The sequence below is a fragment of the Pelomonas sp. Root405 genome (assembly GCF_001425165.1).
In the GTDB taxonomy this organism is placed as follows: Bacteria; Pseudomonadota; Gammaproteobacteria; order Burkholderiales; family Burkholderiaceae_C; genus Pelomonas.
In genome coordinates this window covers 389340-412152 of the sequence record NZ_LMDU01000012.1, presented here as the reverse complement: position 1 = coordinate 412152, position 22813 = coordinate 389340, and the positions used below count along the sequence as shown (strand labels likewise).

Genomic DNA, 22813 nt, shown 5'->3' with positions numbered 1-22813 from the left:
CTGGCCGGCATCGCTCGCCGCCAAACCGATGATGCCGGCTGCTCTGAGCCTGTCAGGCCGCGCCGTCTTCGGGATCCAGCCGCCGCGCACGCGCCAGCCGCCAGACGTCGGCCGGGTCGGTGAAGACGTCCTCCGCCGTCGTGCCGGTCTCGCGACCCATGGCATCGATGGCGATGCGCTTGTCGAAGACATAGCACTCGCCCTGCCAGTCGGTCGCGGCGTCGTCCGGAAAGGCTTCGAGGAAGCCCAGGATGCCGCCGTCGAGCTGGGCGACGTTGAGGCCGCGCTGCTGCATCCACGCCGCCGTCTTTTCGCAGCGGATGCCGCCGGTGCAGTACATCGCCACGGTCTTGCCCTGCCAGACCTCTAGGTGCGCTTCGACATAGGCCGGGAAGTCGCGGAAGTGCGCGACGCCGGGGTCGACGGCGCCACGGAAGCGGCCGAGCTTGAACTCGAAACTGTTGCGGTTGTCGAGGACGACGGTGTCGGGGTGGGCCAGCAGTTCGCGAAAGCGCTGAGGGCTGACGTGAGTGCCCGTGTCTTCTCCGCTGACGCCCGGCACGCCAAAAGCGACGATTTCGCGCTTGACGCTGACCTTGAGGCGGCTGAAGGGCCGGCGCTCGCAGATGTTGTGTTTGAAGTGCAGGCCGGCCAGACCCGGCTGCGCCCGCAGCTCGGCCTCGAAGGTGCGGACCGCATCCGCTTCGCCGGCGATGGCTGCGCTCAGGCCTTCTTGTGCCACCAGCACGACGCCACCGAGGGCCAGCGCCGCGCCGCGTTCGCGCAGCCATTCGGCAGATCCGGGTGGGTCCGGCATCGGGGTAAAACGGTAGAAGGAGCTGTGCAGCAAGGCCATGCCGCGAATTGTCGGCTCGTACACTGGCCCGCCTATGTCCCGCCTCAAAGTCCTTCCCCAATACCTGATGCCCAAGGGGGCGATGACGCGCCTGGCTGGGCGCATTGCGAGCAAGCCGCGCGGCGGCATGACGACGTCGACGATCCGGCGCTTTGTCGCGCGCTACGGCGTCAACATGGCCGAGGCGGCCGAGCCCAACATCACGGCTTACGCCACCTTCAACGACTTCTTCACGCGCGCGCTCAAGGCCGGCGCCCGGCCGCTGGCCGACGCTCCGCTGATCTGCCCGGTGGACGGCGCGATCAGCCAGGTCGGCCGCATCCAGGGCGACCAGGTTTTCCAGGCCAAGGGGCAGGCCTTTTCGACAACGGCCCTGGTTGGCGGCGACGCGCAGTTGGCGGCCAAGTTCCAGGACGGCCTGTTCGCCAACCTCTACCTCAGCCCGAAGGACTACCACCGCATCCACATGCCCGCCGACGGGCGCCTGGTGCGCATGGTTCACGTGCCGGGCGCACTGTTCTCGGTGAACCCGACAACGGCGCGCGGTGTGCCTGGGCTGTTCGCGCGCAACGAGCGCGTCGTCTGCGTGTTCGAGAACGACACCTTGGGCACCTGGGTGCTGGTGCTTGTCGGCGCCACCATCGTCGGCAGCATGACGACCGTCTGGCATGGCCCCGTCAACCGGCGCGGGCCCGTGCGGGAGTGGGACTACCAGCCCGGCCAGGTCACGCTGGCCCAGGGCGACGAGATGGGCCGCTTCCTGTTGGGCTCCACCGTCGTCATGCTGTTCGAGAAGAGCGAGCTGCAGTTCAACCCGACCTGGCAGCCCGGTGGCGCCATCCGCATGGGTGAGTGGATGGCGCGCTAGGCGTCCGCGTCACCAAGTTAACGTCACGACCCCGCTGGCTGGCAATTCATAGCCGAAGCGCTGGCCCGGCGCCTGCACCGTGAAGCGGCGCGCCTCGGCAGCCGAGTTGCTGACGATGAGGGCCGTGCTGCCGTCCGGGTTGGTGAAGGCCACATGGTCGAGCCCGGTCTTCTTGCTGTCGACGCCGCTGGACTCGACGCGTCGCGCGTCGCGCAGCACGAAGCGGCTGGCATGGCCGAAGGCGTAGTACTCGATGTTGCGCGTGACCTTGCCCGTCTTGGGGTCGATGGTGACGACGCCGCGGCAGTCCTTGCAGCCGCCCAAATGCGGGCCGTGCTGCGGGTCCAGCGCAAGGTTCCACATCAGCACACCGCGCGCACCGTGGCGGGTGCTGCCGATGATGAGATTGCGCATCATCCAGGGCAGGGTCTCGGCCCATTGCGGCTTCCATTCGCCGCCCGAGCATTCGGTGAACCAGACGTCCAGCTCCGGGAAGTGCTGGGCCACCTGGGATTGCGCCGACACGTCGCCGCCGTAGCAATGCCAGGCCACGCCGGACACGTACTGGCGCGCGGTCGCGTCGGACAGCATGGACAGCGGGCTCCAGGGCTCGTCCCAGTTGTGGTCCCACTCCAGGAGCTGGGTCTTCATGCCTTTGCTTTTCAGCAACGGTCCCAGATGCTGGCCGACGACGGTGGCGCGGGTGCGCGGCGTCATGCGCATGCCGGGATAGTCCGGCGGCTCGAAGTGGGGCTCGTTCTGCAGCGTCAGCGCAAAGATCGGCACGCCCTCGGCCTTCATCTCTTCCACATAACGCACCATGTAGCGGGCGAACGCGCCGTAGAACTCGGGCTTGAGTTGGCCCTGCACCAGGCTGTCGGTCGTCTTCATCCAGCCGGGCGCGCTCCAGGGCGAGGCCATGACCTGCAGCTGGGGGTTCAGCGCCAGCGCCTGCTTGGTTGCAGGGATGACGTCGGCGCGCTCGGGGTCGAGCGAGAAGTTCTTCAGCGCCGGGTCGGTCTGGCCCGGCGGCATGTCGTTCAGGCTGTAGTGGCGGCGCGAGAAGTCGGAGGCACCGATGGTCAGCCGCGTCAGGTCAAAGCCGACGCCGCCGTTTTCGCGCGTGAACAGCTCGCGCATCAGCGCCTCGCGCTCCCCGTCCTTCAGGCCGTTGCGGAGCAGCCAGGCCGAGGCCTCGCTGATGGCCGCGCCGAAGCCTGCCATGTGCTGGTACTGACGCCTGGGATCGACGCGGATGACCGCATCGGCCTTGGCCGCAGGCTTGGCGACCTGGCTGGGCGCCAGCAGGTTCTGCTGGTCGGCCGTGGTCAGAAAAGCCCGTACAGGTGCGGCGTTAGCACTCAGGGCGAATGCAGCCGTCAAGGAGAGGATGAATGTTTTCATGCGGTTGTTGGGGTCAGAGACGCTGTTCGCTGACGGCATCGAAGACGCTCAGCGCCGACTCGTCGACGTCGAACGCCAGCTCATCGCCGGCCGCGATGCGGCGGCCGTCGTGCACCAGCACCGAGAAGCCCTGCTCGCCCAGCTTCATCCAGACGACCTGGTGGTTGCCCATCGGCTCGACCAGCTGCACCGTGGCCCGCCAGCGTCCGTCGGACTGCAGGCGCACATGCTCCGGGCGCACGCCGAGCACGAGGCCCTGGCCGGCCTTCGCGCGGCCCTCGGCCAGCTGCAGCGGCAGCGCGCCTTCCAGCGAGCGACCGTCGGCGCCGACCTTGGCCGGCACCATGTTGATGGCGGGCGAACCCAGGAAGCCGGCGACGAAGAGATTGGCCGGGCGCTCGTAGACCTCGCTGGGCGTGCCGATCTGCTGGATGACGCCGCTCTTCATGACGACGATGCGCGAGGCCAGCGTCATGGCCTCGACCTGGTCGTGGGTCACGTAGATCATCGTGTTGCCCAGCGTGTGGTGCAGCAGCTTGAGCTCGCGGCGCAGCTCGGCGCGCAGCTTCGCGTCGAGGTTGGACAGCGGCTCGTCGAACAGGAAGACGCCAGCCTCCCGCACCAGGGCACGGCCGATGGCGACGCGCTGGCGCTGGCCGCCCGACAGCTGGGCGGGCTTGCGGCCCAGCAGCGGCGTGAGCTGCAGCATCTCGGCCGCGCGCGTCACGCGGCGTTCGATCTCGGCCTTGGGCACGCCGGCCACGCGCGGGCCGAAGGACATGTTGCGCTCGACCGTCATCGTCGGGTACAGCGCATAGCTCTGGAACACCATGCCGATGCCGCGCTCGGCGGGCTCGGCGTCGGTCATGTCCTGGCCGCCGATGTGGATGCGGCCGGCACTGACGTCGATGAGGCCGGCGATGCTGTGCAGCAGCGTCGACTTGCCGCAGCCCGAGGGGCCGAGCAGCACGAGGAACTCGCCCTCGACGACCTGGAGGTCCAGGCCCTTGATGACTTCGTTGTGGCCGAACTTGATGCTCAGGCTCTGGATATTGACGCCACTCATTTCACTGCCCCGGCGGCGATGCCGCGAACGAACCACCGACCTGAAATCAGGTAGACAAGAAGAGGAACGGCCGACGTCAGGATGGTCGCGGCCATGTTGAGGTTGTAGAGGCGCTCGCCCGTCGTCGTGTTGATGACGTTGTTGAGCTGCACCGTCATCGGCTGGTTATCGCGGCCGGCGAAGGTCAGGCCGAGGATGTAGTCATTCCACACGCCAGTAATCTGCATGATGGCCGCGACGATCAGCATCGGCGTGGACATCGGCAGCACGAGCTGGATGAAGATGCGCCAGAAGCCGCCGCCATCCACGCGCGCCGCCTTGAAGAGCTCGGTCGGCAGGCTGGCGTAGTAGTTGCGGAACAGCAGCGTCATGATGGGCATCGCGAAGATGACATGCACGAGCACGATGCCGGGCAGGCTGCTGTAGATGCCGATGGCGGCCTCCAGCTTGACGAGCGGGAAGATCATCACCTGGATGGGGATGAAGGCGCCGATCATCAGGACGGCGAACAGCCACTCGCCGCCCTTGGGCTTCCACCAGCTGAGCGCATAGCCGTTGATGGCGCCGAGCAGGATGGGCAGGATGACGGACGGCACCGTGATGGCGACCGAGTTCCAGAAGCCACCGCGGATGCCCTCGCAGTTCACCCCCGTGCAGGCCTCGCTCCAGGCGGCGTACCACGCGTCCAGCGAAGGCGCCGACGGCAGCGCGAAGATCTCGCCGAGGCGGATTTCCTCCATGCTCTTGAATGACGTCGTCAGCATGACGTAGAGCGGCAGCAGGAAGAAGGCGGCGGCGAACAGCAGGAAGGCATAGACGCCGAACCGGGCCCAGCGCGCCGTGGCTTTGGTGCGCTTGCTCATCAATGGCCTCCCTGCGTCTTCTGGCGGCTGCGCGCATAGGCCAGCGGCGCGATCAGTGCGAGCACCGTGATCAGCAACACGACCGCGCCGGCCGAGGCCAACGCGAGGTTCGCACGCGCGAACAGGTGATCCATGATGAATTTGGCCGGCACATCGCTGGCCGTGCCGGGACCGCCCTGCGTCATCGCGACGACCGTGTCGAAGACCTTGACGACGCCAACAGCCAGCAGCGTGAAGACGGTCGCCAGCGTCGGGCCCAACATGGGCAGCACGACGCTGAGGTAGGTGCGCCAAGTCGGGATGCCGTCCAGCCGCGTGGCCTTCCAGATTTCCTCGTCGATGCCGCGCAGGCCCGCCAGCATCAGCGCCATCACCAGCCCTGCGCCTTGCCATGTGCCGGCGATGGCCACGGTGTAGATGACCATGTCCTGGTCGACGATCCAGTCGAAGGTGAAGCTCGTCCAGCCCAGCTGCTGCATCGCGTTCTGCAGGCCGCTCTCGGGGTTGAGCACCCATTGCCAGACCAAGCCGGTGGCGACGAAGGACATCGCATACGGATACAGGAAAGCCGTGCGCAGCACGCCCTCGCCACGCACCTTCTGGTCGATGAAGACGGCCAGCAGAAAGCCGATGACCATGGCCGCGGTGATGAAGAGCACGCCGTAGACCGCCAGGTTCTGGATGGCGTGCTGCCAGCGGTCGTTGTCCAGCAGGCGCTCGAACTGCTGCAGGCCGACGAAGTCGTCCTTGGGGAAGGTGCGCGAGCTGGACATCGACGTCCGCACGGTCCACAGCACCGTGCCGATGTAGCCGACGCAGACGATCAGGGCCAGGGGCAGCAGCGCACCCCAGGCCGCGAGGGAGCGGCGCTTCATGTTCAGGACTTCAACGCGTTGACGATGTCCTTCTGGACCTTCTCGACCGGCACGTTGCGGTTCCAGAACGACGTCAGCACGTCCTGCAGCGCGCCGTTCTGGTCGGGCGTGATGTAGATCTCGCCGTTGCCGAGCTGGCGGGCCTTGTTCTTCATTGCCGCCACACCCATCTGCGCGCACAGGTCCATCTTGCTGACGTCGACGTCGGTGCGGATGGGGATGGAACCCTTCTTGATGCTGAAGGCGACCTGCGTGGCCGGCTGGGTGATGACGCTGGCCAGCAGCTGCTGGGCCTTGACCTGGTCGGGCTTGCTGGTCTTGGGGAAGACCATCACATCGCCCTGGATGATGTAGGGCGCGTTCGGGCCGAAGCCGGGCGCGCAGCCGAAGTCCTTGCCCGCCTCCTGCTTGGCCTGGGCGAATTCGCCCTTGGCCCAGTCGCCCATGATCTGCACGCCGGCGCGGCCGCTGATCAGCATGGCGGTGGCGTCGTTCCAGTTGCGGCCGGGCGAGCCCTTGTCGGTGTACCCCTGCAGCTTCTTGTAGGCGAGCAGCACCTTCTTGAAGTCCTCGCCCATGATGGCCTTGGGGTCACGGTCGCGGAAGACCTTCAGGTAGAGGTCGCGGCCGCCGTAGTGGGCCAGCGTGGCGGTGAAGACGATGCCGTCCTGCCAGGGCTGGCCGCCGTGGGCCAGCGGCACGAGGCCGGCGGCCTTGAGCTTGTCCAGCGCGGCGAAGAGTTCGTCGAAGCTCTTGGGTTCCTCGGCGATGCCGGCCTTCTTGAAGGCGGCCTTGGAGAACCAGAACCAGCTCATGTTGTGGATGTTGACCGGCGCGGCGTAGTAGTGGCCGTTGACGCGGATGGCGCTCAGCACCGTCTCCGGAAGGAACTTGTCCCAGCCGTCGCGCTTGGCGACTTCGTCGACGTTGTTCAGCAGGCCCTGGTCGACGATGTCGCGGAACTGCTGCGTGGTGTTGAACTGTGCGGCGGTCGGGGGGTTGCCGCCGGCAATGCGGTTGATGGCGACCGAGCGGGCCTGTTCGCCAAGGGCGATGGCCGTGTCCACCCACACGCCGCCTTGGGCCTTGTAGGCCTCGGCCAGGGTCTTGGCGGCGGCGGATTCGCCGCCGGAGGTCCACCAATGGATGACTTCGGCCTTCAGCGGCGCGGCCGACTGGGCGGAGGCGGGAACGGCGGGGATGGTGGCGGCGGCGAGAACGGCGGCGGCCAGGGCGTGGTGGGGGAAGTTCATCTTGTCTCCGGATCTTGTAGTGCGGCGGGCGCAGTGTGCCCCGGTCAGGCGCGCGGCGCTTTAGGGACGACCCTGTAATATTTCATTTAGAAACCGCCTGTACCCCTTAACAAGCGGTCACTTTGGTGTTAATTATTCGTTCAGGAACTGGCCATACCAGAGGCCGCTGTCCTTCAGCGTGCGCTGTTGGGTGGCGTAGTCGACATAGGCCAGGCCGAAGCGGCGCAGATAGCCCTCGGCCCACTCGAAGTTGTCCAGCAGGCTCCACGCGAAGTAGCCCTTGACCGGCACGCCGACGTCCATGGCCTGCTTCACGGCCGCCAGGTGGCGCTGCAGATAGGACAGGCGCTGGGTGTCGTGCACGCGGCCCTCCGGCGTCAACACATCTTCGAAGGTGGAGCCGTTCTCGGTCAGCTGGATGACGGCCGGGTTGTAGTCGCGCTGGATGCGGGTCAGCAGGTCGACCAGGCCCTGCGGCGACACCTCCCAGCCGAAGCCGGTGCGCTCGACGCCTTCGCGATCAACCAGGCTGGCGCGCATCGGGCCGCCCTTGTCGCTCGGGTCGTCGGCCACCATCTCGGGGAAGTAGTAGTTCACGCCGAGGAAGTCGGTCGGCGCGGCGATCTCGTCCAGATCGCCCGGCTGCACCTTGGGGGCGGCATCGCCGAGCAGCTCCAGCGTGTCGGCCGGGTAGCCGCGGCCGAACAGCGGGTCCAGGAACCAGCGGTTGCGCAGGCCGTCGTGGCGCTTCAGCGCGGCCGCGTCCGCGGGGCTGTCGGACGCGGCGGCGATCGGATGCAGGCTCAGCGTGATGCCGACCTGGGCGCCAGTCGAGTTCTTGCGGATCAGCGGGATGGCCTGGCCATGCGACAGCAGCACGTGGTGGCAGGCCTGCATCGCATCGGCCAGGCTCTTGCCGCCGGGGGCGTGCACGCCCTCCCAGTAACTCATCATGCAGGAGCACCACGGTTCGTTGTGCGTGATCCAGTGCTTGACGCGGTCGCCCAGGCGGCGAGTGACGATGTCGGTGTATTCGAGGAATGCGCCGATGGTGTCGCGGTTGACCCAGCCGCCTTGTTCCTGCAACGCCTGCGGCAGGTCCCAGTGGTAGAGCGTGGCCCAGGGGTCGAGGCCGCGCGCCAGCATGCCGTCCACCAGGCGGTCATAGAAGGCCAGGCCGGCTTCGTTCACCCGGCCGCGCCCCTCCGGGAGGATGCGCGGCCAGGCGATGGAAAAGCGGTAGGCGTTGACGCCCAGCGCCTTGGCCATGTCGAGGTCTCGCGGCCACAGGTGATAGTGGTCGCAAGCCACCAGCGCGTGGGAGCCGTCGCGGATGCGACCAGGCTCGCTGCAGAAGCGGTCCCAGATGGACTCGCCCTTGCCGTCCTCGCGGCCGGCGCCTTCAATCTGGAAGGATGAGGTGGACACGCCCCAACGGAAGTCGGCGGGGAAGTTCTTGCGGGTCGGGGCGGTGTGAGAGCTCATGGGCGTGGGGTCAGGGTCAGAATTTGTAGCTGCCACCCACCAGCAACTGGCGCCCATAGGACGTGTAGCGCTCGGGCAAGGTGGCGGTGGGGTCGACGGAACCAGTGGAGATGCCGACGCGGGTGCGGTAGGGCCGATCACGCAGATTGTTGACCTGCAGCGTCAGTGACAGCCCCTTGAAGGCCCCCGATTCGAACGCGTAGCCGACCTGTGCGTCCATGATGGTTTCGCTGGAGATCATGCTCGGCACGTTCTCGCCGAAGGTGCCGCGCACCGTCGTGACGAAGGCCGAGCGGTGGCGGCTGCCGATGCGCGCCGAAACGCCGTGGCGCTCGTAATAGATCGTGAAGTTGGTCGCCTTGCCAGACAGGCCGTCAAGCGGCTTGGTCACGTCGTTGCCCTCGTGCAGCGAGCTGCGCGTGTCGGAGTAGCTCAGCGAGACGCCGATGCCGTCCAGCGCCGGACTGATGAGAGATCCGTCGAGCGAGCCGCTCAGTTCGGTGCCGGCGATCATGCCGCCCTTGCCGTTGGACTGGGTGCTGAGCGTGCCGATGTTGCTGTAGGGCGTGAAGGCGGTCGGGTTGGGGAAGCCGGTGAAGTCGAAGTCGATGGACTGCGAGTAGACGAAGTTCTTGATGTTCTTGTGGAAGGCCGCTGCCGCCACGTAGCTGCGCTTGCTGAAGTAGTGCTCGATGGACAGGTCCACCGCATCGGCGCGCCAGGGCTCCAGCCTGGGGTTGCCGCCGTTGGCCGACCACAGGTGCGGCTCGGTCGTGCTGACGCTGATGCCCGAGAAGCCGGCGCGCATGTCTTCCATGTTGGGCCGCGCGAGCACCTTGGCCAGGCCGAAGCGCAGGATGGTGTGGGGCGTCAGGTCGGCCGCGATGTTGAGGCTGGGCAGGGTGTCGGTGTAGCTCGTGCCGCCGGTGGCAGGCTGGGTGGTGCTGGTCTTTGAATCCCACAGCAGGCCGTCGCTCCACTGCTTGGCGTGCACCACGCGCAGGCCGAGGCTGCCGTGAATGGGCACGCCCCAGTCGAACTCGAAGCCGAGCTTGGCGTGGGCGGCCGTGACCTTCTCGTGCACCTGCCAGATGCGGCCGGGCGCCTGGTCGGCCGAGGTGGGCAACACATCGTAGAGGGGCAGCGCGCTCGGCAGGTCGAAATTGACCATGCGGATGTTGCTGCCGGCAAAGCTGAGGTCGGTCGGGTCGCGCAGCAGGTTGGCGGGCACCAGCATGGGCGCGCGGCCGTTCTTGAGGGCGTAGTTGACCTCGGTGCGGTTCATGTCCTTGTCGCGCTCCGAGTAGTCCACGCCGGCCTCGATGCTGCTGAGCCAGCCGTCGAAGACACGCCCGGCCGTCAGCTTGAGCGCCTTGATCTCGTCGCCCACCTTGGGGAACTGGCTGCGGCCGTCGCGGCCCCAGTTGGCGGGGTCGCGCAGATAGACGGCGCTCTGATTAGCGAAATCGAAGGTCGGCGCAAACGTCGAGCGGCCGTCCCCAGTGACGATGTTGACCTGACCCAGGCTGACACGGTTGAGCGAGCCGGCCTGCAACTCGGCGTTCTGTTCATCCCGTTTGGCCTGGGACCAACTCAGGTCGCCGGCAAGTTTCCAGTCGGCCCACTGCAGCTCGGTGTTCCAGCCGACAGCGCGGACGTCGTCCTGGCGCTTGTTGAAGGTGGTCAGCGCGACCGGCGTGGTGTCGTTGACGACGCCGCTGGTGATGATCTTGTCGCCATTGACCTGGCTGGTCTGCGCATTGCTCCAGGTCGCACCCGACCAGGTGGACATGTCGGACATCACCGTACGGCGCGCCTCGGTCTGGTCGAACTTGGAGTAGTAGAGGTCGAGCGTGCTCTGGAAGGCAGCGCTGGGCTTGTACTGCAGCACGGCCATCAGGCCATCGCGCTTCTGGCGCGACGAGGCCGCACCCAGCTCGAAGCCCTGCAGCGCGACAGCGTCCAGCGGCGCGCCGGGCAGGGGCGCGCCCCAGTTGTTGGTATTGGCCCACCACCAGCTCTTGTAATGCTTCTCCTGGTTGGGCGAGTCCAGATGCGCAAAGCCGACGGCCGCGCCCCAGCGGCGGTCGGCCGACTGCGTCACATAGGAAGCGCTGAGGCGATTGCCGTTGCCCGAGATCTCGGGGTTCAGCGAGCCGTTGGAGTTGCGCTCCATGCGCCCACCGATGACGGCCCGCGTACCGGCGAAGTCCAGCGGTCGCAGCGTCTTCATGTTGACGGTGCCCGACAAGCCTTGGGACGCCAGGCTGGCGTCGGGCGTCTTGTAGACGGTGGCGGCATTGATCAGCTCGGAGGGGAACTGGTCGTACTCCACCGAGCGGTTGTCGCCCGTGGAAACGATCTCGCGGCCGTTCAGCAGCGTCACGCCATAGCGCGGCGCCATGCCGCGGATGCTGATGACCGACGAGCGGCCGTTGACGCGCTGAGACGTGAGGCCGGGCAGGCGCGAGATGGCGTCGGCGATGGACACGTCGGGCAGCTTGCCGATGTCCTCGGCCGAGACGGACTCGACGATGGCATCCGCATTGCGCTTGGTGCTGATGGAGGATTCCAGGCTGGCGCGAAAGCCCGTGACCGTCACGGTGTCGAGCTTCTGCTCGCCAGCCGGCGCGGCCTGGGCGAACGCCAGCAAGGGCGCGCTCAGCAGGCCGGCACAAACGGCGGCGACCGGCGTGAGTTGGGTGCGCCGCTGGGGCGAAGGCATGAACGCGCGCCGTGCAGCGCGCAGCTTGAGCTGAGTTGTCATTTCTTGTCTCCTGGTTCGTCTTGTTCGCTGCTTGGGAGGCCTCAAGGGCGTGCAACCACTGTCGGGTGCATCGCGCAATGGAACCGGTTCCAAAAGCGACGCAAATCTAATGCGTCACAGTTCGGCTTGTCAATCTCGTCGGCCCGGGGGTTGACGTTTTTTTGTCTCAACCACTACCGTCGCGGCCCCAACTGACAAGCTCACGATGACCCGCCCATCCCTCCTACGAGCCGCCCTGCTCACACTCGCTGCAATCGCCGGCCCTGCGCTGGCGACTGAAGCCGATTCCATCCTGCAGGCCTGGCCGGCGCGCAAGCCCGTGCGGGACGCGGCGCTGGAGGCGCGTGTGGAAGCCGCGCTGAAGACGCTGTCGCTGCGCCAGAAGATCGGCCAGATGACCCAGCCCGAGATCCGCGCCATCACGCCGGAGCAGGTGCGCGAGTACGCCATCGGCACCATCCTGAACGGCGGTGGCGGCTGGCCGGGCGATGACCGTGCGGCGACACCGGCACAGTGGCGAGAGCTGTCCGACAAGTTCCAGGCTGCGGCCCTGCAGGCCACGCCGGGCATCCCGCTGATCTGGGGCACCGACGCCGTGCACGGTCACAACAACGTCCGCGGCGCGACGCTCTACCCGCACAACATCGCGCTGGGTGCGACGCGCAATGCCGACCTGGTGCGCGATATCGGCCGCGCCACCGCGCGCGCCGTGCGCGCCTCGGGCCTGCACTGGGCCTTCGCGCCCACACTGGCCGTCGTGCAGGACGTGCGCTGGGGTCGCACCTATGAAAGCTACGGCGTCGACCCGACGCTGGTGAAGCGCCTTGGCACCGCTGCCGTCGAAGGACTCCAGGACGGATTGAAGGATGGCCGCGGCGTACTCGCGACGGCCAAGCACTACATCGCCGACGGCGGCACCCGCCGCGGCATCGACCAAGGCCTGGCGCAGACTTCGCCGGCCGACCTCGCCAACGTGCACGGCGCCGGCTACCTTGGCGCGCTGGACGCCGGCGTGCTGACCGTGATGGCCTCGTTCAACAGCTGGACCGACAGCGCCAGCTTCACCCCCCACGGCAAGATGCACGGCAATGCCACGCTGATGACGGGCGTGCTCAAGGAGCGCCTCGCCTTCGACGGCCTCATCGTCAGCGACTGGGATGGCATCGGTCAGGTGGCCGGCTGCACGGACGAGGACTGCCCGCAAGCCATCAACGCCGGCATCGACGTGGTGATGGTGCCGTTCAAGTGGAAGGCCTTCTTCGACAACACGGTGCGCGCCGTCGAGCAGGGCCGCATCCCGATGGCCCGCATCGACGACGCGGTGCGCCGGATCCTGCGCGTCAAGTTCAGCATCGCGATGACGCCGGCCGTGCCGGCCACCGTCGAGGCCCTGCAAGCGCCGGCGCTGGCGCGCCAGGCGGTGCGCGAGTCTCTCGTGCTGCTCAAGCACAAGCCCCGCCTGCTGCCGCTCAAGCGCGACGCCCGCGTGCTGGTCGTCGGCCCTGCGGCCGACAGCCTGGCGCACCAAAGCGGCGGCTGGAGCGTGACCTGGCAGGGCCGCGACACGACGAATGTCGACTATCCGCAGGCCACCTCGCTGCTGGCTGCGCTGCGCCAGCGCCTCGGCGCGGCCAATGTCACGTTCGACGCCGACGGCAGCAAGAGCGATCCCAAGGGCTTCGACGCCGTCATCGCCGTACTGGCCGAGACACCCTATGCCGAGGGCGAGGGCGACGTACGCATCACCGAGAACTTGCGCCACAGCCGCCGCCACCCCAGCGATGCGCAAGTGCTGCAGCGCGTTGCCGGCCGCGGTGCCCCGGTCGTGACGCTGCTGTATTCGGGCCGGCCGCTCTACATCAATGATCTGGCCAACAAGAGCGACGCCTTCATCGCCGCCTGGCAGCCCGGCACCGAGGGTGCGGGCCTGACGGATGTGCTTATCGCGCCGGCCGACGGCAAGCCTTGGGCAGGCTTTACCGGCCGCCTCTCCTTCCCGTGGCCGGCCGGCCCCTGCCAGTTCAGCAGCCACGAGACCAAGCCCTGGTGGCCGGTCGGCGGCGGCCTGAGCGGCAAGGAGACCCAGGCCAGTGCCAAGCGCCTGCCCGAGCCGGCCGACCCGCAACCCATTTGCCCCCTCTGAGTGCCGCTGTGATTCAATCCGCGCCGACACGAGCAGAGGGCGAATGGCAACGATCAAGGATGTAGCGCGGCTGGCGGGCGTGGGCGTGGGCACCGCGTCGCGCGTCGTCAGTGGAAACGGTTCCGTCGCGCCCGCCACGGCCGAGCGCGTGCGCAAGGTGATCGCGCAGCTGAAATTCAGGCCTTCGCACACGGCGCGCGCGCTGGGCGCCGGCACCTCCAAGCTGATCGGCGTCTACATCCCCTTCCTCCGCGGCACCTACTACACACCCATCCTGCGCGCCATCGACCTGACCTTGCGCGCGCAGGGCCTGCACATGGTGGTGGCCTTCGGCGAGGGCATCGAGGACGAGCGCGTCGAGACCAACGACGGCATGCGCTTCCTGCTCGACCGCGACTGCGACGGCCTCATCGTGCTGTCCAACGCGCTGCAGGACGAGGACATCAAGGCCCTCGGCCCGGCGTCGCGCCAGGTCGTCGTGCTGAACCGCCACTTCGACCGCATCAAGGACCAGTGCTTCACGGCCGACCATGTGCAGGGCGGCGTGCAGGCGGCGCGTGCGCTGCTGCAGCACAAGCACAAGGACATCGCCGTCGTGTCGGGGCCGACGACCTCGCCCGACAACATCGCGCGCCTGAACGGCTTCATGGGCGAGCTGGCGCTGCGCGGTCTGGACACGTCCAGGATCGTCACCGTGCCGGGCGACTTCTCCAACCAGGCGGGCTGGGATGCGGCCGACACGCTGCTGGCCCAGAAGCGCCTGCCCACCGCCGTCTTCTGCGCCAACGACGAAATGGCCATCGGCCTGCTGGCGCATTTCCAGGAGCGCGGCGTGTCGGTGCCGCACGAGGTTTCGGTGCTGGGCTACGACGACTCGCCAAGCGCCGAATTCGCCGCCCCTAGGTTGACCTCGGTGCACATCCCCAGCCACGAGGTGACGTTGGCCGGCCTGCACTGGCTGCTGAACCGCTGCTATGGGCAGGAGCTGCCCATCTCGCGGCAGTTCGACATCACCGTCACCTGGCGCGCCTCGGTAGCTGCACCTCCTTCGCGCAAGAGAAGCTGAGGCCACAATCCGGGCTGGTTACTTTTCACCTCGCCCAAACTTTTTTGCCCCTACGCCCGTTCCACGAGCTGCCCCCGAGGGGGCGCGTCAGTGGCTACGGGCGGCCGGGCACCACTGACATGCCCGCCCAACGCGTCCTGACCGGTATCACCACCACCGGCACCCTGCACCTCGGCAACTACGTCGGCGCCATCCGCCCGGCCATCGAAGCCAGCCGCGCACCCGGCGTGGAGAGCTTCTTCTTCATGGCCGACTTCCACGCGCTGATCAAGTGCGACGAGCCTGACCGTCTCGCGCACTCCAGCCGCGCCATCGCCGCGACCTGGGTCGCCGCCGGCCTGGACACCGACCGCGTCACGCTCTACCGCCAGAGCGACATCCCCGAGATCCCCGAACTGACCTGGCTGCTGACCTGCGTGACGGCCAAGGGTCAAATGAATCGCGCCCATGCCTACAAGGCCGCGGTGGACGCCGCGACTGCCGCTGGCGAGGACCCCGACGCCAACGTGACGATGGGTCTGTTCAGCTACCCGGTGTTGATGGCAGCGGACATCCTGATGTTCAACGCGCACAAGGTGCCGGTGGGCAAGGACCAGGTCCAGCACATCGAGATGACACGCGACATCGCGCAGCGCTTCAACCACCTGTTCGGCCAGGGGCAAGCGCTGTTCACGCTGCCCGAGGCCGTGACCGACGCCGAGATGGAGCTGCTGCCCGGACTGGACGGCCGAAAGATGAGCAAGAGCTATGACAACGTCATCCCGCTCTTCGAGGGCGGCGCCCAGGCGCTGAAGGACGCGGTCGCCCGCATCGTCACCGACTCCAAACTGCCCGGCGAGCCCAAGGACCCGCAGGGCCAGGCCATCGTCACCCTCTACGACGCCTTTGCGACGGCCGAGCAGCGGGCCGCCTTCCGCGCCGCGCTGCGCGGCGGCCTGGGCTGGGGCGAGGCCAAGCAGCAGCTCGTCGCGCTGATCGACGGCCAGATCGGCCCGATGCGCGCGCGCTATGCCGATCTGATGGCCAACCCGGACCAGCTCGAAGCCATCCTGCAAGCGGGCGCCGCCAAGGCCCGCGCGATTGCCACGCCCTTCCTGAAGCAGCTGCGCGCCGCTGTGGGCCTGCGTCCCTACACGGCCACCGCGACGACCACCGCTTCCAAGGCGGAGAAGGCGGCGCTGCCGGTCTTCAAGCAATACCGCGAGGCCGACGGCAAGTTCTATTTCAAGCTGCTGTCCGCGGGCGGCGAGCTGCTGCTGCAAAGCAGCGGCTTCGAGCAGGGCCGCGAGGCCGGCCAGTGGGTCGCGCGGCTGAAGCGCGAAGGTCTGGTGGCCGACGCGCCGGTGCAGCGTGAGGCCGCCGACACCGACATCGCCGCCGCCCTCGCCGCCTTCAAAGAAGACTGACGTGATCGCGCAGCCCGACATCACCGAGCTGCTGATCGGCACCTCACGTGGCGACGCGGCCTCGCTGCAGCAGCTCTATGCGCTGCTCTATCCCGAGATCAAGCGCGTCGCGCGCATCCGCCTGGCGCAGAGCGGCCACGCTGCGGGCTTGAACACGACGGCCCTGGTGCACGAGGGCTTCCTGCGCATGGCCGACCAGCAGGGCCTGCAGGGCGAAACGCGCGGCCAGTTCTTCGCCTATGTGGGCCGGGTGCTGCGCTCTGTCGTCATCGACCACCTGCGCGGCGAGGGCCGTGACAAGCGCGGCGGCGATGCCGTCATGGTCACGCTGTCGGCCGCCAGCGACGTGGCCGCCGTGCAGAGCCAGGCCGTCGACATGCTCGGCCTGGACCGCGCGCTGGAGCGCATGCGGGCGCTGGACAACGGCCTGTACGAACTCATCGAGATGGTCGGCTTTGCCGGCCTCTCCATCGCCGAAGTGGCGACGCTGCGCGGCCTGTCGACGCGCAGCATCAACCGCGAATTGCTCAAGGCGCGCGCCCTGCTGCAGGAGCTGCTCGGCGACAAGCCCGACACGGTCTATTGATGCAAGCCGACGACTGGCAGCGGATCTCCGCGCTGTTCGACGAGCTTGCCGACCTGCCCCGGCCCGAGCGGCTGCAGCGCCTGGCGGCCATCGAGCCCGCCGAGCTGGCCGAGCGCCTGGCCCGCATGCTGGCCTCGCTGCCCGACGATGACGCCACCGTGCTGGCCGCGTTGCCCGGCTTCGACGCCCACCTGGCCATGGCCCTGGCCGAGCCCACCGGTCTGCCGGCGCCGCAGGCCGGCGACCGCTTCGGGTCCTGGTGCCTGGCCGAGCTGCTGGGCGAGGGCGGCATGGGCCAGGTCTGGCGCGCCGAGCGGGCCGACGGCCTCTACCAGGGGGAGGCCGCCATCAAGCTGCTGCGCGACGACCTCGCCACACCGGGCCTCGCCGCCCGCTTCGCCCGCGAGCGCGCGCTGCTCGGCCGCCTGACCCACCCGGGCATCGCCCGGCTGCTGGACGCCGGCGAGCAGAACGGTCGGGCCTTCCTGGTGCTGGAGTACGTGGCCGGCCGAACGCTGTCCGAGCATGTGCGCGAAAGCGAGCTGCCGCTGGCTGCGCGCGTGAAGCTGCTGGTCGACGTGGCGCGCGCCGTCGAGCATGCGCATGCCCAGCTCATCGTGCACCGTGACTTGAAGCCAAGCAATGTCATGCTGGACGAGAGCGGCTGCACCAAGCTGCTGGATTTCGGCATCGCCGGGCTGCTGGACGACTCGGGGCAGCAGTCCGACCACCAGCTGACCATGGTCACCGGCCGGCGCCTGACGCCGGCCTATGCCGCGCCCGAGCAGATCACCGGCGAGGCGGTCGGCGTCGCCAGCGACATCTATTCGCTGGGCGTCATGCTTTACGAGTTGGCGAGCGGGGCGCTGCCCTTTGGCCGGCGCGGCCTGAGCCGCACGGCGCTGGAGCATGCGGTGCTGCACGGCGAGGCCCGGCGCATCGCCCGCACTACCGCGTCAGCCTCGACGACGACGGGCAGTGCCAGCGCTAGCCAGGAAGCCGGCCCTGGCCGCCCGCCCGATGCCGAGCGCGCTAGCGGCGACCTGGAAGCCGTGGCCGCCAAGGCCATGCGCAGGAGCCCCGCCGAGCGTTATGCCAGCGTCGGCAGCTTTGTCGACGACCTGGAGCGCTGGCTGACGCAGCGCCCCGTCAGCGTGCGCGCCGAGGACTGGCGCCATCGCGTCTACCTGTGGACGCGGCGCAATGCGGCGCTGGCCATTGGCGCCTCGCTGGTGTTCGCTGCGCTCAGTGCTGGCCTAGCCGTCAGCCTGTGGCAGCGCAGCCAGGCGCAGGCGTCCGCGCGCCAGAGCGAGGCCGTCACGCGCTACCTGACGGAGCTGCTGGCCTCGGCCAACCCCGACAGGCACGGTGGCCACATCCCCACCATCTTCGAGGTGCTCGAGCAAAGCCGCGCCGAGGTTCGCCAGCGCTTCGCAGGCGACGACCTGACCTACGCGCGCGTGCTCGACGTCATGGTGGCGACCTACTCCGACATGAACCGCCACGACATTGCCATCCCGCTGGCCAAGGAGCTGATCGATGTCAGCGCCCGGCACTGGGGCGAGGCTGACGAACGCACGCTGATCGCCAAGCTGCGGCTGGCCCGCATCTATACGGCACTGAATTCGCCGCTGGAGGTCATTGCGCTGGGCGAACCCATCCTGCCGGTGCTGGCCCAGGCTGGCATCGGCACGGAGATGGAGAACGACTACGTCAACCTGCTCTACCAGCTCATCGTCGCCTATGCCGGCGCGGCGCGCTTTGCCGATGCCGAAGCGATGCACGTGCGGGCCTGGCCCATCGTGCAGCGCCAGTTCAAGCCGAGCGACTACGAGTACCCGTACTACAACGTCTACCTGTACCAGCTGCGCGTGGCCGAAGGCCGGACGCTGGATGCCGAACAGCTGATCGAAGGCACGCGGGCCTCCTGGGCCACCGCGCCGTCGCACCGCGGGCGCTTCGTGCTGCGCTCGCGTCAGCACCTGTGGAATATCCAGGCCCGGCTCGGCCGGCCGGAAGGCAGCATCGAGAACGCGCGCCTGATCATCCGGGATATGGACGCCCTGCTCGGCGCGGGCAACTCCAGCAGCCAGCGTATGCGGGCAGACTTGGCGCGTCACTTCGTTGAGTTGGGTGACTACGCACAAGCCGTGCAGATCCACGAGGAGCTGGAGGCCGGCCTGCCGGCCGAGGCCGCCAAGCACCCGACGCTGCGCCTGCCGCGTGAGAGCGCCGGCCTGCTGGCGCATGCGCTGGCGCAGCCCGAGCGCGCGGCGGACTGGCTGCTGGTCGCCCGGCGCATGGCAGATGAACTGGCGCACACGGCGGACATCAGCGGCCCACCCTGGGCGGAGGCGGGCCTTGCCGTCGCGCGTGCGGCGCTGCGCCTGGGCGACCTGGCGCTGACCCAGCGCGCCCTCGCGCCGCTGCAGGACCTGCAGGCGCAGCCCTGGCTGGCGCAGCATCTGCAGCTGCAAAGCCGCGTCGGTCAATTGGCAGGGGAACTGGCTCGTGCACGCGGGCAGCGCGAAGCGAGCCTGCGGGCGCTGCGGAAGCGCGTCGCATTGCTCGACGCGCTGCCGCAGCCCCAAGGTCTGCCGCATTGGCGCGCGCAGCTGGACCTCGCGGCCAGCCTGGTCGGCACGCCCGAGGCGGCCGAGGCGCTGAAACGTGCCGATGCATTGCGCCCGAACTGGCTGGCGCCGCATCCGCTCGACGAACTGCGAACCGAGCTGGGCCGGGGTCAGTGGCGTGCGGCCTGGGCCGGCCAGTTCTAGAGCCCTCCCTCTAGGCTCTGTAGGCAGCAGGTCACGCCGCAGGGTGTTTTCCCGTAGGGGCGGGCTGGTTACGCGCGGTTAACTTTGCGGCTCCCGAAAAGAACCGCCCAGGAGACTCAACCCATGGCCACCATCGCCGCCGACACGCTCGCCCTGCAACGCCTCTATCACTGGGAGCGCACCGCAGGCAGCACGGTCTCCTTGACCCAGCCGATGGGCGGGCCCGAGGTCGTCGACTTCACCTGGGCCCAAGTCGGTGACCAAGTGCGCCGCATGGCCGCCTTCATCAAGGCCCGCGGCGAAGCCGAGGGCTGGCCGGCAGACGCCAAGGTCGCGTTGCTGTCCAAGAACTGCGCCTGGTGGCTGATGACCGACCTGGCCATCTGGATGGCGGGTTATGTCAGCGTGCCGCTCTACCCGACGCTGGCGGCCGAGACCATCACGCAGATCCTCACGCACAGCGAGGCCCGCTTCATCTTCATCGGCAAGCTCGACGGCTGGGAGGGCATGAAGCCCGGCGTGCCCGCCAGCCTGGCCGGCGCCAGCTATGCACTGTCGCCCGACGACGTGAAGAAGAAGTACGAGGGCTGGGACGCCATCTGCGCCCGCACCGAGCCGCTCAAGGGCGAGATCACGCGCGGTGCCGACGAGCTTTGCACGCTGATCTACACCTCGGGCACGACGGGCAATCCCAAGGGCGTGATGCACAACTTCGGCGGCTTTGCCTGGGCGGTCGGCGAAGGCCTGGAGCGCTTCCCGATGACGGCGCAGGACCGCATGCTGTCCTATCTGCCGCTGGCCCACGTGGCCGAGCGCGTGCTGGTCGAGCACGGCTGGCTCAAGACAGGCATGCGCCTGTACTTCGCCGAGTCGCTGGACACCTTCACGACCGACCTGCAACGCGCCCGACCGACCATCTTCTTCAGCGTGCCGCGCCTGTGGGTCAAGTTCCAGCAGGGCGTGCAAGCCAAGATGCCGCCGCAGAAGATGAACAAGCTGCTGCGCCTGCCCATCATCGGCGGCCTGGTGCGCAAGAAGGTGCTGAAGGCGCTCGGCCTGGACCAGTGCCGCATCGCCGTCGGTGGCGCCGCGCCCATGCCCATCGCGCTGCTGGAGTGGTACGACAAGCTCGGCCTGCCCATCAACGAGGGCTATGGCATGACCGAGAACCTGGCGCTGTCGCACATGACGCTGCCGGGCAAGAACCAGCGCGGCACCGTCGGCCCGGCCTACCCCGGCGTGCAGACGCGCATCGACCCGGCCAACGGCGAGCTGCAGATGCGCAGCCCGGCTCTGATGCTGGGCTACTACAAGGAACCCGGCCTGACCGCCGACGCACTGACCCCCGACGGCTGGCTGCACACAGGCGACAAGGTCACGCAGGACGCCGATGGCTGCGTGCGCATCACCGGCCGGGTCAAGGACCTGTTCAAGACCAGCAAGGGCAAGTACGTGGCACCCGCGCCCATCGAAGACAAGCTGGGCATGAACCCCAACATCGAGGCCTGCTGCGTGGCCGGCGCCAACATGGGCCAGCCGCTCGGCATCGCGATGCTGTCGCCGCAGGGCATCCAGCGCGCCAGCACCGAGGCCGAAAAGACGGCGCTGATGGCCGAGCTGAGCAAGCACCTGGACGACGTCAACGCCCGCCTGGACCCGCACGAGCAACTCGACACCCTGGTGCTGATCAAGACGCCGTGGACCGTGGACAACGGCTTCATCACGCCGACCTTCAAGGTCAAGCGCAACCGCATCGAGGAGGCCTATGCGGGCAAGTTCGATGCGTGGGCGGGCAAGCGTGCGAAGGTACAGCTCGGCGATTGAGGCGATGGGGCGTAGCCTGCTGTTTGCACTGCTGGGCAGTGCGCACGCGGCCTGCTGCGCTAATGTGACCGAGACGGGCCAGCGCCTGACCTACGAGGTCAGGCAACGCCCGGGCGTGGACTTGCTGCAAGCACTGAACCACGCAACACCGATCCGGGGCGAAGCCGGCAGGCCCTTTTTCGGCCACACCCAATGGCGGGTCAACTGGAAGTACCGCTACGGCGTGCGGCCGGACGGCCTATGCGGCATCACCTCTGTCGACGTCACGCTCGCCGTGACGACGACCCTGCCTGTCCTCAAAGAGAGCACGGCTGACGTCGCCGCGCAATTCGCGTCGTATCTGGCAGCGCTGATCGAGCACGAGGAGGGCCATCGACGCGTGGGGCAAACCGCTGCCCAGCAGGTCGATTCAACCATCACGCAAATGGCGCCGATGGTCAGCTGCCGACTGTTGGAAGCTGAGGCCAACCGCCTCGCCACTGACCTGGTTGAGCGCGCCAAGCGCAACGACAAGGCCTACGACGCTGCCACGCAGTACGGCTGCACACAGGGCGCCTGCCTGCAGCGCTAGGCTTTCGAGCTTCGCCAGTAGTCGCTGCGGCGGTAGTGGGCGCGCAGATGCTCCACCCACAGCCGCGTCCTCAGCGGCAAATGGCGTGACTGCGGGAACACCGCGTAGATGCCGTTGGGCGGCGCCGCGAAGTCGTCCAGCACGCTGACCAGCCGCCCCTCGGCCAGATCGGCCTCGACCTCCCAGGTGCTGCGCCAGGCGATGCCCAACCCTGCCACGCACCAGTCGTGCAGCACTTGGCCATCGCTGCAGTCCAGCCGTCCCTGCACCCTCGTCTCGGGGCGCAGGTGCTGCACCGTGCCATCAACCTGGAAGGCCCAGCCGCGCACCTGGCTGGCCTCGGAACTGAGCGTCAGGCAGGCATGGCGGCCGAGTTCATCCGGATGTTTCGGGCTGCCCGCGCGCTTCAAATAGCCGGGCGCGGCAACGCACAGACGCCGGTTGTCGGCCAGGCGCGTGCTGACCAGGCTGGAATCGGGCAGATCGCCGACGCGCACGGCGCAATCAAAGCCCTCGTGGACGATGTCGACGACACGGTCACTCAAGTTCAGCGACAGGCTGAGGTCGGCATGCTCGGCCAGGAAGCCCGGCACCAGCGGCGCCACATGGCGGCGACCGAAGCCGGCCGGGGCCGTCACGCGCAGGTGGCCGCTGGCCTTGAGACCGCCGGCGCTGACCGCGGCCTCGGCGTCGGCTAGCGCGGCGATGAGGCGCTGGCAGTCCTCCAGGAAGGACTGCCCTTCGGGGGTCAGCGTCAGCCGGCGCGTCGTGCGCAGCATCAGCTTGACGCCCAGGCGCGCTTCCAGCGCGTCCAGCCGCCGGCCCATCACCGCCGGCGCCACGCCCTCGGCCTGGGCCGCAGCCGTCAGGCTGCCCTTGGCCGTGACGAGCACGAAGGACTCGATCTGCTTGAGCTTGTCCATGCCGGGCATTGTGCTGGCGAGCAGGCGCAGTGGCGGCTGATTCAGTCGGCATCTTTGCGTTTGGGTCACAGATGAATGAC

General features: G+C 68.2%; 17 protein-coding genes. 8 read left to right on the top strand and 9 right to left on the bottom strand.

Annotation, left to right across the window (positions count from 1 at the left end):
- Nucleotides 1-52: 52 nt before the first annotated feature.
- Entirely contained in the window at nucleotides 53-856 is an 804-nt protein-coding gene (locus tag ASC81_RS14755; RefSeq protein ID WP_082536531.1) for a rhodanese-like domain-containing protein, read from the bottom strand.
- Between the two features lie 34 nt (nucleotides 857-890).
- Between ASC81_RS14755 and asd the strand changes: the two genes are divergently transcribed.
- A complete protein-coding gene (gene asd / locus ASC81_RS14750) occupies nucleotides 891-1724 on the top strand; it encodes an archaetidylserine decarboxylase (RefSeq protein WP_056268534.1) in 834 nt (277 codons plus the stop codon).
- 9 nt (nucleotides 1725-1733) lie between these two features.
- On the opposite strand, the gene ASC81_RS14745 is transcribed toward asd, so the two are convergent.
- The 7 genes from ASC81_RS14745 to ASC81_RS14715 form a co-directional block, all read right to left on the bottom strand.
- Nucleotides 1734-3128, bottom strand: a complete 1395-nt coding sequence (locus ASC81_RS14745) for a glycoside hydrolase family 30 beta sandwich domain-containing protein (RefSeq protein WP_056268530.1) — start codon at nucleotides 3126-3128, stop codon at nucleotides 1734-1736.
- A 13-nt stretch (nucleotides 3129-3141) separates the two neighbouring features.
- Nucleotides 3142-4194, bottom strand: coding sequence for an ABC transporter ATP-binding protein (locus tag ASC81_RS14740; RefSeq protein ID WP_056268528.1), 1053 nt, complete (start codon nucleotides 4192-4194; stop codon nucleotides 3142-3144).
- Nucleotides 4191-5057, bottom strand: a complete 867-nt coding sequence (locus tag ASC81_RS14735) for a carbohydrate ABC transporter permease (protein ID WP_056268525.1) — start codon at nucleotides 5055-5057, stop codon at nucleotides 4191-4193. The genes ASC81_RS14740 and ASC81_RS14735 overlap by 4 nt, the downstream gene beginning before the upstream one ends.
- Complete coding sequence (locus tag ASC81_RS14730; RefSeq protein WP_056268522.1) at nucleotides 5057-5932, bottom strand: carbohydrate ABC transporter permease; 876 nt, start codon at nucleotides 5930-5932, stop codon at nucleotides 5057-5059. Before ASC81_RS14730 ends, ASC81_RS14735 begins: the two co-directional genes overlap by 1 nt.
- A 2-nt stretch (nucleotides 5933-5934) precedes the next feature.
- Nucleotides 5935-7185 (bottom strand): ABC transporter substrate-binding protein, encoded by a 1251-nt coding sequence (locus tag ASC81_RS14725; protein ID WP_056268520.1) that lies wholly within the window; start codon nucleotides 7183-7185, stop codon nucleotides 5935-5937.
- Between the two features lie 132 nt (nucleotides 7186-7317).
- Nucleotides 7318-8670 carry a GH1 family beta-glucosidase gene (locus tag ASC81_RS14720; protein ID WP_056268516.1) on the bottom strand — a complete coding sequence of 451 codons (1353 nt, stop codon included), beginning with the start codon at nucleotides 8668-8670 and terminating at the stop codon, nucleotides 7318-7320.
- 16 nt (nucleotides 8671-8686) lie between these two features.
- On the bottom strand, nucleotides 8687-11437 hold the full coding sequence (locus ASC81_RS14715; protein WP_056268514.1) for a TonB-dependent receptor: 2751 nt from the start codon (nucleotides 11435-11437) through the stop codon (nucleotides 8687-8689).
- 205 nt (nucleotides 11438-11642) lie between these two features.
- Between ASC81_RS14715 and ASC81_RS14710 the strand changes: the two genes are divergently transcribed.
- From ASC81_RS14710 to ASC81_RS14680, 7 genes are all read left to right on the top strand, one after another.
- Nucleotides 11643-13580 carry a glycoside hydrolase family 3 protein gene (locus ASC81_RS14710; protein ID WP_056268510.1) on the top strand — a complete coding sequence of 646 codons (1938 nt, stop codon included), beginning with the start codon at nucleotides 11643-11645 and terminating at the stop codon, nucleotides 13578-13580.
- Nucleotides 13581-13623: 43 nt separating this feature from the next.
- Nucleotides 13624-14646 (top strand): LacI family DNA-binding transcriptional regulator, encoded by a 1023-nt coding sequence (locus tag ASC81_RS14705; protein ID WP_056268508.1) that lies wholly within the window; start codon nucleotides 13624-13626, stop codon nucleotides 14644-14646.
- Between the two features lie 119 nt (nucleotides 14647-14765).
- Nucleotides 14766-16052 (top strand): tryptophan--tRNA ligase, encoded by a 1287-nt coding sequence (locus tag ASC81_RS14700; RefSeq protein WP_056268504.1) that lies wholly within the window; start codon nucleotides 14766-14768, stop codon nucleotides 16050-16052.
- 1 nt (nucleotide 16053) lies between these two features.
- Complete coding sequence (locus tag ASC81_RS14695; RefSeq protein ID WP_056268500.1) at nucleotides 16054-16638, top strand: ECF-type sigma factor; 585 nt, start codon at nucleotides 16054-16056, stop codon at nucleotides 16636-16638.
- The gene (locus ASC81_RS14690; protein WP_056268498.1) at nucleotides 16638-19415 is read left to right on the top strand and encodes a serine/threonine-protein kinase; all 2778 of its coding nucleotides are present in this window, start codon (nucleotides 16638-16640) and stop codon (nucleotides 19413-19415) included. Before ASC81_RS14695 ends, ASC81_RS14690 begins: the two co-directional genes overlap by 1 nt.
- Before the next feature lie 123 nt (nucleotides 19416-19538).
- On the top strand, nucleotides 19539-21239 hold the full coding sequence (locus ASC81_RS14685) for an AMP-binding protein (protein ID WP_056268495.1): 1701 nt from the start codon (nucleotides 19539-19541) through the stop codon (nucleotides 21237-21239).
- Nucleotides 21181-21810 (top strand): DUF922 domain-containing protein, encoded by a 630-nt coding sequence (locus ASC81_RS14680; RefSeq protein WP_082536529.1) that lies wholly within the window; start codon nucleotides 21181-21183, stop codon nucleotides 21808-21810. Before ASC81_RS14685 ends, ASC81_RS14680 begins: the two co-directional genes overlap by 59 nt.
- Here ASC81_RS14680 and ASC81_RS14675 read toward each other — a convergent pair.
- Nucleotides 21807-22733: a LysR family transcriptional regulator gene (locus tag ASC81_RS14675; RefSeq protein WP_056269067.1), complete on the bottom strand. Its 927-nt coding sequence runs from the start codon at nucleotides 22731-22733 to the stop codon at nucleotides 21807-21809. The two genes, ASC81_RS14680 and ASC81_RS14675, sit on opposite strands and share 4 nt — an antisense overlap.
- Nucleotides 22734-22813 lie beyond the last annotated feature (80 nt).